Raw genomic sequence first — 13,958 nt, 5'->3', positions numbered from 1 at the left:
ATATCAATGAAAACATTTTATTGGTCATTCGTTCTTATGCTATTGCCAAGCATGGCATACACACAAACTACGGAGAAGGAAAATGAATTTTCGATGTCTATGCAAATCAGACCTCGTGCGGAGTATCGAAACGGTGCTTTAGTCCCTCGCAATGAAGGGCAGAAGGCTGCATCATTTATTAATAACCGTGCCCGTTTGTCATTGGACTACAAGCGCTCGGACCTTGAAATCAAGATGTCGGCACAGCATGTCGGAGTATGGGGACAAGATCCGCAGATTGACAAGAATGGTCGCTTTATCTTGAATGAGGCATGGGCAAAGCTGGATTTTGGAAAAGGATTCTTTGCGCAGTTAGGTCGTCAGACGTTAGTTTATGATGATGAACGTATTTTGGGCGGACTGGACTGGAATGTGGCAGGCCGTTATCATGATGCGTTGAAATTGGGATATGCCAATAAAAATAATGAAATACACGCTATTCTTGCTTTCAATCAGAATGATGAAAAAACGGCAGGTGGCACTTATTACAATTCTTCTATTGGTCAGCCTTACAAGAATATGCAGACTGTGTGGTATCACTATAAAGCAGATAAGATTCCGTTCGGGGCTTCTTTACTGTTTATGAATTTAGGGTTAGAGACAGGGAATCAGCTCACTCAAGATTCTCATACCCGCTACTTGCAAACGATGGGAACTTATCTTACATATAAAAATAGCGGATGGAACTTGGATGGCGCTTTCTACTACCAAACAGGTAAGAACAAGGATGCCGAGAGTGTTTCTGCTTTCATGGCAAGTGCTACGGCAGCTTATGCGTTCAATAAGACATGGGGAATGGTTGTAAGCTTTGATTATTTGAGCGGAAATGAAGAAGGTAGTAGTAAATTTAAGGCTTTTGACCCTCTTTATGGGACGCATCATAAATTCTATGGCAGCATGGATTATTTCTACGCTTCTGCATTCAACAAAGGATTTGCTCCCGGATTAATAGATGGTCGTCTTGGGGCTCGTTTTCGTGCATCTGCCAAGGTAGATATGGAACTCAATTATCATTATTTTGCTACTGCTACTGAAGTCGATTTTAAAGAAGATTTGAAGAAGTCACTCGGTTCGGAAGTTGACTATCAGATCAATTGGTCTGTAATGAAAGATGTGAAACTCTCTGCCGGTTATTCTTTTATGCTTGGAACGAAGACGATGGATGCTGTGAAAGGCGGAAATCATAAGAGTTGGCAAGACTGGGGATGGGTATCTGTCAATATCAACCCGAAAGTGTTTTTTACAAAATGGTAATTGAAACCTAGCTAGGATTCAGATTAAACCGTTGATAGAATATAAAAAGTGGCACAGCATTAAATTTAGGCTGTGCCACTTTCTTTTTATTATAAGTATTTCTCCAGCGCCATTTTATTCAGAATCTCGATTTTTTTTCCTTCCATTGTGATCAGCCCTTCCTTGATTATCTTATTGATTTCTTTGGATAAAGCAGGACGTGATACATTCAGATACTCGGCAAGCTGTGACTGGGTATGCATGATCTCTACTGTCAGAGAATCTTTTTTCTTATGTTCGAATAAGTAAACAATAAACCTTTCGCGTACAGTCTTGCGCGACAGAGGTTTCAAACGTGATACGGTACATATATTGCAATTTCCGGCGATGCAAAGAAAATTGTGCAACACCTGCGGGTCCTGACTGATGACTTTAAAAGTGGAATCTTTGGTTGCCATGAGTACCACGCTGTCTTCCAAAGCAGTAAAAGTAGCTGGCAACGTATTGTTTGAATTGAAAAGGTGAGGGGTGGCAAAGGTACGTGGTGCGATGATATACTCAATCATCACTTCGTTCCCCAATCCGTCAATGATATCCGTGCGTAGTTTTCCTTCCAATAACACATATAGTTTGTTGCAAGGTGTACCTTGCGTAACAACTATTTCTTTTTTATCCGCTGCATAGATAACGAAATCCAGTTTGTCCAATAGAGATTCCTTGATGTTCAGAGGTAAATCCCGAAATAAAGGGATTTGAAATAATTTTTCTTTATGTGCGTTGGTCAGTTGTATTTTTTTCATTGCATTATGTTGTTCGTATCATGGGCAAAGATATGAATTATATATGGGCAGAGAAAATCTTTTTTTATGTTTGTGCCGCCGAAAGACCGATTATGGATGAGATGAAAAGGATATTGATAAAAAGTAAAAATGACAGAAAATGTTTGAATCAGTAATTAGGGTACACATCTCTGTAATTTATCTACATTTGCTATATGATAAATTGTCTATTTTTGCAGAGTGAAAAAGCTGATTAATGAAATTCAAAAAATAAAAGTAATATAGTTATGGCTAAAAAAGTTCTGATTATTTCGTCCAGCCCCCGAAAGGGCGGTAATTCTGATATGCTTTGTGACGAATTTATGAAAGGTGTCCTCGAAACAGGCAATGAAGTAGAAAAGATTTTTCTGAAAGAGAAAGCAATTCATCCTTGTACGGGATGTAGTGTTTGCAGCATGTATGGCAAACCCTGCCCCCAGAAAGATGATGCCGCAGAAATTGTAGAGAAAATGATTGCGGCTGATGTCATTGTAATGGCAACACCTGTTTATTTCTATACGATGTGCGGACAGATGAAGATTATGATTGACCGTTGTTGTGCGCGTTATACGGAAATAACGAATAAGGAATTTTATTTCATTATTGCAGCGGCGGAGAATGATAAGGGGATGATGGAACGTACGATTGATGGTTTCCGTGGCTTCCTCGATTGTCTGGAAAATCCGCAGGAAAAAGGAGTGATTTATGGAATAGGTGCCTGGAAGGTAGGAGAAATAAAAGATACTCCCTACATGCAGGAAGCCTATGAGATGGGAAAAATGGTGTAAACGTTCGCTTTAGGTAAACATTTCCCGTCTTATATAACAACCTTTCAGGATGGTGTCACTATGCTGAGTATATAGTGACGCTATACCTGTAGGATAGTGACACTAAAGCAGTATGATAGTGACACTATAGTAATGGGATAGTGACACCATATTTTTGTCTGGATTTAATGAGAGAAGTTTAGTTTAATGATTCTGTTACAATAATCTTCTTTCGTTCGATTCCAGTTCCAATAAAGTCTTTTTAGCTACAAGACCACCGGCATATCCGGTCAGTTTATGATCGCTGCCAATCACCCTGTGACAAGGAATAAGTATTGAAATAGAATTTGCTCCATTCGAAGAGGCTACCGCGCGGATAGCTTTAGGATTATCCAGTCTCTGTGATAATTGAGCATAAGATATCGTTGTTCCGTAGGGAATGTTTAATAATTCATTCCATACACTCTTTTGAAACTCTGTCCCGACAAGAAGCAGAGGAATATCAAACGTAGTCCTTTGACGGGAAAAATACTCATCTAGCTGGCTGATCGTTTGCGTTATCACTTCAGAATTTTCTATTGCGTACTGAGCATTTAGCGCTTTTTGTATTCGTTTATCGATTGTTGTTCTGCGTTCTTCACTCACCACCCAGTCACACATACAGAGCTTGTTCTCGAAAGAACCGAGTATCAATTTCCCGCATGGAGATTGATAGTACTGTATCTGAACTGTATTTACTTTACCTTTTGCTTCTTTCTCCATTTTGATTCTTTATTTAAAGGGTTTGATATGGATGTAAAAGTAATTATTTGTATTCAAACTACAAAATGAATAATTCGGCAATAGAAGCCTGAAACAAAATCTTTTACCCTTACAGTCGATTTAAATTGATTGATTACTTGTTCTGCCGTAGAATTATTATAATTTTGTAGCAGAACTTTTTATTTCGTAGTATTTGATAAAGAACCAAACCACATGAACTATAAAATAATGACTCTTGTCGAAAATTGTGTCTATGGACGTAAATTGCAGGCAGAACATGGTCTTTCCCTCTATATTGAGACACCGGAAAACAGATTACTTTTTGATACGGGAGCTTCCGATTTATTTATCCGTAACGCCCGGTTATTGAATATTGACTTGCAAAAAGTAGATTATTTAGTATTATCTCATGGTCACAGTGACCATACGGGTGGACTACGCCATTTTCTTGAACTAAATGCCGAAGCAACGGTTGTTTGCAAACGCGAAGTGTTTTTTCCTAAATTCAAGGATGAACGTGAGAATGGAATGAAATATACACGCTCGCTTGATCTTTCTCGTTTTCGTTTTATTGATGAGTTGACTGAACTGGTTCCCGGAGTATTTCTTTTTCCCTCTGTGGATATTATAGACCGGAAGGATACACATTTTGAACGATTTTGGATTCAAAAGGAAGATGGTTCTAGAGTCCCCGATACCTTTCCGGACGAGTTAGCTATGGTACTGGTTGAGCCTGAAGGACTTTCCATTTTAAGTGCCTGTTCCCACCGGGGTATTACAAATATATTGCGGACTGTAAGAACGGCATTTCCGGAACTCCCCTGTAATTTGCTTTTAGGTGGATTTCATGTTCATAATGCAGAAGAATCCAAATATCAGGTTATTGCTGATTATTTGCACGAATATTTACCTCAAAAGATAGGTGTCTGCCATTGTACGGGAGTAGATAAATATGCTTTCTTCTATAAGGATTTTGGAGACAGAATATTTTATAACCATACAGGGAAATTGATTCAGACGGATTCTCTGTTATAATTATCTGAGACGACTAAACAAGAATATATAAAAACAAACTGGATGAATTTTAAAGACTGCATAGATTCTTATCCCTTTATATTAATGGAAGGTGCTTTAGGCGAGCGACTAAAAAGGGAGTTTGATTTGGATATCAGTGGTACTGTTGCAATGGCTGACTTAGTCTATCAGCAGAAAGGTAGACTGGCATTAGAAACGCTATGGAATGAATATATTGATATTGCATATAGGTATCAACTACCATTTCTTGCAACAACTCCAACAAGAAGGGCCAATAAAGAACGGATTTATATGGCTGGATACAATGAATCCATTATTGCAGATAATGTGGATTTTCTTCGTTCCATAAAAGAAGCAGCAAATGTAGATATGTATATCGGTGGTTTGATGGGATGTAAGGGAGATGCATACACTGGCGGAGAGGCTCTAAATCTGGAAGAGGCAATAGACTTCCATAGTTGGCAGGCCGGTTTGTTTAAATCTGCCAAAGTTGATTTTTTATATGCAGGTATTATGCCTGTATTGACGGAAGCTATCGGGATGGCAGTCGCTATGTCTGATACGGATATTCCTTATATTATCAGCTTTACGATTCAAAGAGACGGAAAACTGATAGATGGGCATACCATTGATGATGCCATACATTGCATTGATAATCATGTGTCTAACAAACCTGTGTGCTATATGACAAATTGTGTTCATCCTGATATTGTTTACGAAGCACTTTCTCATAAGTTCAATCAAACACAAACGGTAAAATCTCGCTTTTGGGGTATACAAGCAAATACTTCCCAATTGTCATATAAAGAATTGGATGGAGCAAATCATTTACATACTTCTTCGGCAGCCGATCTGAGTGAAGCTATTTTAAAGTTGAAATCTGATTGTCATCTTAAAATATTTGGTGGGTGTTGTGGAACAGACAGCAGTCACATGGAAAAAATCGCTAAAATATCGGAAGTGACTTAAACTAACTAGAAATACGGTCTTCTCATGAAACAAGGAATATAGAATAAATATATAAACATACAATAATATGAAGAAAATAATCATCTCTTTAGCGCTGGTACTGACTGCATTATCCAGCTATGCTATTACCCCTTTGTGGATGCGTGATGCACGCATCTCACCGGATGGAAAGGAAATCGTCTTTTGTTATAAAGGCGACATTTACAAAGTCCCCGTTCAAGGGGGAACTGCTACCCAATTAACAACACAAGCTTCTTATGAGGCTAATCCTGTCTGGTCGCCCGATGGTAAACAAATCGCATTTGCCAGTGACCGGAATGGAAACTTTGATCTCTTCATCATGCCTGCTGATGGAGGAACTGCACGTAGATTGACCTATCATTCTGCCTCGGAGATTCCTTCGGCTTTCACTCCAGATGGTAAATTTGTACTTTTCTCCGCCTCCATTCAGGACCCTGCGCAAAGTGCCCTTTTTCCTACCGGAGCCATGACGGAATTATATAAAGTTCCGGTTACCGGAGGACGTACCGAACAAGTGTTGGCTACTCCTGCCGAATGGGTATGCTTTGATAAATCGGGAAAAAACTTCCTTTATCAGGACCGCAAAGGTTTTGAAGATGAATGGAGAAAACACCATACCTCATCTATAACAAGAGACGTTTGGCTGTACGATGCTTCGACCGGAAAACATACCAATCTGACCAATCGTGAAGGAGAAGACCGTAATCCGGTATATGCACCGGATGGTAATTCGGTCTATTTTCTAAGTGAGCGCAATGGCGGTTCATTTAATGTATATAATTTTGCCCTGAACACTCCGCAGGAAGTGAAAGCCATCACCACTTTCCGCACACATCCGGTACGTTTCTTGTCAATCAGCGATAAAGGAACTTTATGCTATACGTATGACGGAGAACTTTATACACAAGAGCCCAATGCCCGCCCGAAGAAAGTAAATGTTGATCTTGTGCGTGATGATGAAAAAGAGATTGCTACTCTCAGATTTTCTCAGGGTGCGACTTCCGCTTCTGTGTCTCCGGATGGTAAGCAGGTGGCTTTTATTGTGCGAGGTGATGTTTTTGTGACTTCAACCGATTATGCTACGACCAAGCAAATAACAAATACTCCGGCAAAGGAATCCGGTGTATCTTTTGCTCCCGACAACCGTACGCTGGTTTACGCCAGCGAGCGGACCGGCAACTGGCAACTTTATACTGCTAAGATAGCTCGTAAAGAAGAGGCGAATTTCCCTAACGCCACTCTTATTGAAGAGGAAGTATTGCTCCCCTCCAAAACCGTAGAACGTGCTTACCCGCAATACTCTCCGGATGGTAAGGAACTGGCTTTTATCGAAGACCGTAACCGGTTGATGGTACTCGACCTGAAAACCAAAAAAGTACGTCAGGTGACAGACGGTTCTACATGGTACAATACAGGAGGCGGATTCGATTACGAATGGTCGCCCGATGGCAAGTGGTTTACGCTTGAGTTTATCGGCAATCGTCATGATCCCTATTCGGATATCGGTATTGTCAGTGCACAGGGAGGTACTATCACTAATCTGACTAACAGCGGTTATATTAGCGGCTCTCCACGTTGGGTACTGGATGGAAATGCCATTCTGTTCCAGACCGAACGTTATGGTATGCGTGCCCATGCTTCCTGGGGATCACAACAGGATGTGATGCTGGTATTCTTGAATCAGGATGCTTACGACCGTTACCGTTTGAGTAAAGAGGACTTCGAACTGCTCAAAGAATTTGAAAAGGAGCAGAAGAAAGCAAAGGAGAAAGACGGTGATAAGAAAAAGGACGGAAGTCAGTCTAAAAAGGACAAGGCAGACAAAGAAAAAGATAAGGCAGACAAAGAAGGAGATAAGGAGGATACCGAAAAGGACAAGGCAGACAAGAAAGATATTGTTGTGGAACTCAGCGGTATTGAGGACCGTATTGTACGCCTGACTCCTAACTCTTCTGATTTAGGTAGTGCTATTCTTTCCAAAGATGGAGAAAATCTGTATTATTTCTCTGCTTTCGAAGAGGGATATGACCTTTGGAAAATGAATCTTCGTGAAAAAGATACGAAGCGTCTCCATAAACTTAATTCCGGCTGGTCATCACTGATGCTGGATAAAAAAGGAGATATCTTCTTGCTGGGAAGCAGAAATATGCAGAAAATGGATGCGAAGTCGGATGCTCTGAAATCTATCAGTTATCAGGCTGAAATGAAAATGGATTTGGCAGCCGAACGTGAGGCGATGTTCGATCATGTTTATAAACAACATCAAAAACGTTTCTACAATCTTAATATGCACGGAGTGGACTGGGATGCCATGACAGCTGCCTATCGTAAATTTCTGCCGCATATTGATAATAACTATGATTTTGCAGAATTACTGAGCGAATGGTTAGGTGAACTGAATGTTTCGCATACCGGAGGGCGCTATTCTCCGAGGGGCAATGGGGATGTAACCTCTAATCTGGGCTTATTGTTTGACTGGAATTATCAGGGAAAGGGTATGCAGATTGCTGAAATTGTAGAGAAAGGGCCGTTCGATCATTCCCGTACCAAAGTAAAGGCAGGGTGCATTATAGAAAAAATCAACGGGGAAGAAATAACTCCGGATAAGGACATCACTGATCTTTTGAATAATAAGGCAGGGAAAAAAACACTGGTTTCGCTGTACAACCCACAGAATAAGGAACGTTGGGAAGAAGTGGTAAAACCTGTCACAAGCGGACAGCTTAATGGCTTATTATATAAACGTTGGGTGAAACAACGTGCTGAGGATGTGGAGAAATGGTCCGGCGGTCGTTTGGGATACGTTCATATTCAATCTATGGGAGATGGCAGTTTCCGTACTGTTTACTCGGATATTCTGGGAAAATACAATAACTGTGACGGAATTGTGATCGATACCCGTTTTAACGGAGGCGGTCGTCTGCATGAAGATATTGAAATACTTTTCAGCGGTCAGAAATATTTCACTCAGGTGGTACGCGGACGTGAAGCCTGTGATATGCCAAGCCGTCGCTGGAACAAGCCTTCTATTATGTTGCAGTGTGAAGCCAATTATTCGAATGCGCATGGCACCCCGTGGGTGTACAAGCATCAGAATATTGGAAAACTGGTAGGTATGCCTGTCCCGGGAACTATGACAAGTGTATCTTGGGAAACTTTGCAGGACCCTTCATTGGTATTTGGGATTCCTATCATCGGCTATCGCCTACCGGATGGCAGTTATCTGGAGAATACTCAGCTGGAACCTGATATCAAAGTTGCCAACAGCCCGGAGACTGTAGTGAAAGGAGAGGACACGCAACTCAAAATGGCTGTAGATGAATTGCTTAAAGAAATAGATAGCCGGAAGAAATAGACATCGTTCGTTTGTGTTAAAAGAACCGAAAAAAAGAGCTTATTGAAATGATGTGTCCAACTTATTCTTACTTTTGTGTTTGACAATAGTGTCAAACTAGGGGAACATAGTGTAGAACATGATTAAAATAGGAATTGATGTAGGTTCAACGACGGCGAAGTTAGTTGCCGTCGATGAAAATGATAATCTATTATTTTCAAAGTACGAGAGACACAATGCGAAAGCAAAAGAGACAATTCTATCATTCTTGAAAGAGCTGTTATCTGAAATCGGAGATAAAGATATTTCCGTGAGGATAACAGGCTCTATCGGAATGGGAATTTCAGAGAAATGTTCGTTGCCGTTTGTACAGGAGGTTGTTGCGGCAGCGAAAGCGATACAAAAGGATTATTCTCATGTGACTTCCATGATAGACATCGGAGGAGAAGATGCGAAAGTCGTCTTCTTTAATGATGCCGAAGCGACCGATTTGCGTATGAACGGCAATTGCGCAGGAGGGACGGGCGCTTTTATTGACCAGATGGCGATTATACTGGGAGTGAATATTGATGAATTGAATCAACTTGCCATGAATGCGACACAGGTATATCCTATTGCCTCCCGTTGTGGCGTTTTCTGTAAAACGGATATTCAGAATCTGATAGCTAAAAATGTAAGTCGTGAGAATATTGCGGCTTCCATCTTTCGTGCGGTAGCAGTTCAAACGGTAGTGACGCTGGCGCACGGTTGCGATATTACAACTCCCGTATTGTTTTGCGGTGGTCCGTTAACCTTCATTCCGGCACTGCGGAAAGCCTTCATTGATTATTTGTCCCTCGATGAAAAAGAGATCATACTGCCGGCCAACGGCACTTTGCTCCCTGCACTAGGTGCTGCTCTATTTCATCTTGATAAAGAGGATTACTGTAAACTGTCCCATTTGATCGATAAGATTGGCACTACTTTAAACGGTAACGGTAACCTTGCCTCAACAGGGTTGGAACCTGTTTTTGCAAGTAATGAAGAATATGAAGCATGGAAAGAAAGAATATCCCGTCATAAGATGATATCTTCCGGCTTGAAAGCCGGAACACAGGATGTCTTTATCGGCATCGATTCAGGTTCTACTACGACAAAGATTGTTGTACTGGATGAAGATTCAAGGCTTCTGTATTCTTATTATAATATTAATGGCGGCAATCCGATAAAAGCTGTGGAAGAGGGGCTGAATCAGTTGAACGATGAATGTTTGAAGCAGAATACCGTACTCAATATAAAAGGAAGCTGTTCTACCGGATATGGGGAAGACCTTATCAAGTCTGCCTTTCAGCTTCATTCGGGGATTATCGAAACGATCGCCCATTATATGGCAGCGCATTATCTGAACAAGGATGTGTCTTTTATCCTCGATATCGGCGGACAGGATATGAAGGCTATTTTTGTGAATAATGGTGTGATTGACCGGATGGAGATTAATGAAGCATGCTCTTCCGGATGTGGTTCTTTTCTTGAAACGTTTGCCAAATCTCTGGGATATTCGGCACAAGAGTTTTCTCTGGCAGCCTGCCATTCGGAAGCACCGTGTGATTTGGGAACAAGGTGCACCGTTTTTATGAACTCAAAAGTGAAACAGGTACTCAGGGAGGGTGCAACGATCAATGATATTGCCGCCGGACTGGCATATTCCGTTGTCAAGAATTGCCTGTATAAGGTGTTGAAACTGAAAGATATATCTGTTTTGGGAAAAGATATTGTTGTGCAGGGAGGCACCATGCGCAATGATGCGGTGGTCCGTGCCATTGAACTTCTCTCAAGAGCGGAAGTGGCAAGATGTGATACACCCGAATTGATGGGAGCATTCGGATGTGCATTATATGCGATGAAACATCAGGGGGAGTCCGTATCATTGGATGAGATTATCAATAAAGCTCAATATTCGGCACGTTCTTTATATTGCAAGGGTTGCGATAATCGTTGTCTGGTCATTCGTTACGAGTTCGAAAGCGGCAAAAGTTACTATTCGGGAAACAGGTGCGAGAAAGTTTTCACGAATGGAGAGAGCAGTAACCGGAAAGGTCTGAATGTCTATCGGCAAAAAGAAGAGCTTTTGTTTCATCGCAGCGCAGAGATTGCAGCACCCGAGCAGATTATCGGAATCCCCCGATGTCTGAATATGTACGAGGAATATCCATTCTGGCACACTCTTTTCACTTCCTGTGGCATACAAGTCTGTTTGTCTGATCCGTCCAATTTCAGAAAGTATGAGCACAATGCGCGTATGGTGATGTCGGACAATATCTGTTTTCCGGCTAAGCTGGTACATAGTCATGTTCAGGACTTGATAGAAAAGAAGGTTGACCGGATTTTTATGCCTTTTGTTATTTTCGAAAGAAAAGGGATGGAACAAAACAGTTATAATTGTCCGATTGTGACAGGTTATTCGGAGGTTATCAAAAGTGTGCAGTCCGAAGGTATACCGGTTGATTCCCCTGCAATAACTTTCAAAGACCGGAATCTGTTGTTTAAACAATGCCGTGAATATCTGAGCGGTTTGAGCGTGGACGATCGGACGATTCAGCAAGCATTCCAAAAAGCGGAAAGCGAACAGCACTCTTTTATTAATACATTGGTCGATTATAACAAAAACATATTGCAGCAGACTGGAAAGGGAGAGACTCTGACTGTCATGCTTGCCGGACGTCCTTATCATACCGATTCTCTGATACAGCACAAAGTCTCGGATATGCTTTCGGATATGGGAGTGAATGTGATAACGGATGATTTGGTGCGTCAGATGGATATACCGACGGATGATGCGCATTTTGTTGCTCAATGGGCGTATACGAACCGTATCCTGAAGGCTGCGAAATGGTGTGCGACACAAGGAAAGAATATTCAGTTTGTAGAGATGACTTCGTTCGGATGTGGACCGGATGCTTTTCTGGTGGATGAAGTAAGGGATTTGCTGATGCGTCATAACAAATCGCTGACTTTATTGAAACTGGATGATATCAATAATATCGGTTCAATGAAGTTGAGAGTACGTTCCATGATTGAAAGCCTCAAACTTGCGAATGCGGATGGAACGGAAGGCGATGTAAAGGACTTTACGACCGTTCCTGTCTATGACAAGTCTTACCGTGACCGTAAGATACTGGTTCCTTACTTTACTCCGTTTATTTCACCTTTGATTCCTGCTATTATGAAAGTAGCCGGTTATGATGCGGAAAACCTTCCTCTCAGTGATAATGATTCAAATGAATGGGGGCTGAAGTATGCGAATAATGAGGTCTGTTATCCGGCTACTCTGATAGTCGGCGATATCATAAAAGCACTTAAAAGCGGGAAATATGATGTTTCAAAAATAGCCATAGCCATCACCCAAACGGGAGGACAATGCCGTGCCAGCAACTATATTTCCTTGATAAAAAAGGCGTTGGTGGATGCCGGATATACGGATATTCCGGTAATCTCTATCTCTGTGGGCAGTGACATAGATAATGACCAGCCCGCGTTTAAGGTCAACTGGATGAAAGTAGTACCGATAACTTTTCATGCCGTTTTGTATAGTGATTGCATTGCTAAGTTTTATTATGCGTCTGTGGTACGTGAGAAAGAAGCAGGTGCATCGGCAAAGCTGCGTGATAAATACCTGCAACTGGCACCTGAAGTGATACTGAGAAGAGACATAAAGGGGTTGAACTCTTTGTTGCAATCGGCAATCACTGAATTTAATGAGGTATGTAGGGCTGTAGATACTCCTAAAGTCGGAATTGTAGGAGAAATCTTCTTGAAATTCAATCCTTTTGCACAAAAAGAGATCATTGATTGGCTGATAGGCCGAAAGATAGAAGTAGTTCCGCCGATTCTGGCTGACTTTTTCATGCAGGGGTTTGTGAACAGGAAAGTCAATACGGATTCTTACATAAAAAACAGACAGTTGCCTGAGTTTATTTACGACTGGATCTACAAGTTTGTAAAGAAACAGATTGATAAAATAAATGAGACAGCAAGTAAGTTCCGTTACTTTGCCCCCTTCAATGATATCTTTGAAGAAGCGGAAGGAGCTAAAAGCGTTATTTCGCTGAATGCCCAATTCGGTGAAGGCTGGTTGTTGCCGGCTGAAATCGTGTCTTACGCCCGGCAAGGGGTGAACAATGTAGTGAGTTTGCAACCTTTTGGCTGCATAGCGAATCATATCGTATCCAGAGGAGTCGAAAAACGTATAAAAAGTTTCTATCCGGATATAAATTTGCTATCTTTAGACTTTGATAGTGGTGTGAGCGACGTAAACATAACAAACCGTATGCTTTTGTTTATTGATAATCTGAAAAATGCGACAATGAATTATGACAACAACTAATAATAATGAAGATTTGGAGAAAAAGATAATTGAGGCTGCCAAAGAACTATTTATAGAGAATGGGTTCGCAGAAACCAGTATGAGTGATATCGCTGCTAAAGTAGGTATCAACAGACCGGCGCTTCACTATTATTTCCGGACGAAGGATAAGATGTTTCAGGCCGTTTTTGGTAACATCATACTTTCTTTTATTCCCAAAATACATGATATAATCATTCAGCAGGACAAACCTGTTTCCGAGAGTATCGGTGAAATTGTAGATGCTTATTATAAGGTATTCACGGAAAATCCATGTTTGCCATTGTTCATGGTGAGGGAGATGCATCGTGATATGAATCATTTAAGCGATACTATCAAGGAGTTGCGCCTGGAACAATATCTCCATAAAATCATGGATGTTTTACAGGAAGAAATGAATGACGGGAGACTGAAAACAGTTCCTTTGCCATTCGTATTCTATACTTTTTATAGTGCATTGACAGTTCCTTTCCTGACAAAGAATCTCAGTGCTTCTTTCTTTTTGGAGAAGGATAATACTTTTGAGGATATCCTGGTTCAGTGGAAACCTTATATCGTCAGGCAGATGGAAACGTTGCTGGTAGTGAGCTAGAGAAAAC

General features: G+C 41.1%; 9 protein-coding genes. 7 read left to right on the top strand and 2 right to left on the bottom strand.

What is annotated here, in order from left to right; genetic code table 11:
• Window positions 1–6 precede the first annotated feature (6 nt).
• Window positions 7–1,293 (top strand): alginate export family protein, encoded by a 1,287-nt coding sequence (locus ACHLI0_RS05130; RefSeq protein ID WP_011107761.1) that lies wholly within the window; start codon window positions 7–9, stop codon window positions 1,291–1,293.
• An 89-nt stretch (window positions 1,294–1,382) separates the two neighbouring features.
• Here ACHLI0_RS05130 and ACHLI0_RS05125 read toward each other — a convergent pair whose 3' ends face one another.
• Window positions 1,383–2,072: a Crp/Fnr family transcriptional regulator gene (locus tag ACHLI0_RS05125; RefSeq protein ID WP_008762363.1), complete on the bottom strand. Its 690-nt coding sequence runs from the start codon at window positions 2,070–2,072 to the stop codon at window positions 1,383–1,385.
• Between the two features lie 266 nt (window positions 2,073–2,338).
• On the opposite strand from ACHLI0_RS05125, the gene ACHLI0_RS05120 reads away from it, so the two are divergent.
• On the top strand, window positions 2,339–2,878 hold the full coding sequence (locus ACHLI0_RS05120) for a flavodoxin family protein (protein WP_234119298.1): 540 nt from the start codon (window positions 2,339–2,341) through the stop codon (window positions 2,876–2,878).
• 195 nt (window positions 2,879–3,073) lie between these two features.
• Here ACHLI0_RS05120 and ACHLI0_RS05115 read toward each other — a convergent pair whose 3' ends face one another.
• Window positions 3,074–3,619, bottom strand: a complete 546-nt coding sequence (locus tag ACHLI0_RS05115) for a methylated-DNA--[protein]-cysteine S-methyltransferase (protein ID WP_090615043.1) — start codon at window positions 3,617–3,619, stop codon at window positions 3,074–3,076.
• 213 nt (window positions 3,620–3,832) lie between these two features.
• Between ACHLI0_RS05115 and ACHLI0_RS05110 the strand changes: the two genes are divergently transcribed.
• The 5 genes from ACHLI0_RS05110 (at window position 3,833) to ACHLI0_RS05090 (ending at window position 13,951) form a co-directional block, all read left to right on the top strand.
• The gene (locus tag ACHLI0_RS05110; protein WP_490748581.1) at window positions 3,833–4,654 is read left to right on the top strand and encodes an MBL fold metallo-hydrolase; all 822 of its coding nucleotides are present in this window, start codon (window positions 3,833–3,835) and stop codon (window positions 4,652–4,654) included.
• Window positions 4,655–4,696: 42 nt separating this feature from the next.
• Entirely contained in the window at window positions 4,697–5,623 is a 927-nt protein-coding gene (locus ACHLI0_RS05105; RefSeq protein WP_490748580.1) for a homocysteine S-methyltransferase family protein, read from the top strand.
• 67 nt (window positions 5,624–5,690) lie between these two features.
• Window positions 5,691–8,999 carry a S41 family peptidase gene (locus ACHLI0_RS05100; RefSeq protein ID WP_490748579.1) on the top strand — a complete coding sequence of 1,103 codons (3,309 nt, stop codon included), beginning with the start codon at window positions 5,691–5,693 and terminating at the stop codon, window positions 8,997–8,999.
• Between the two features lie 118 nt (window positions 9,000–9,117).
• On the top strand, window positions 9,118–13,341 hold the full coding sequence (locus ACHLI0_RS05095) for an acyl-CoA dehydratase activase (RefSeq protein WP_490748578.1): 4,224 nt from the start codon (window positions 9,118–9,120) through the stop codon (window positions 13,339–13,341).
• Entirely contained in the window at window positions 13,328–13,951 is a 624-nt protein-coding gene (locus tag ACHLI0_RS05090) for a TetR/AcrR family transcriptional regulator (protein ID WP_054959585.1), read from the top strand. The genes ACHLI0_RS05095 and ACHLI0_RS05090 overlap by 14 nt, the downstream gene beginning before the upstream one ends.
• The last annotated feature ends 7 nt before the right edge of the window (window positions 13,952–13,958 follow it).

The sequence above is a fragment of the Bacteroides sp. RCH18 genome, assembly GCF_058231005.1.
The sequence above is the reverse complement of the archived record's forward strand: the minus strand, read 5'-3'. Positions and strand labels throughout refer to the sequence as shown.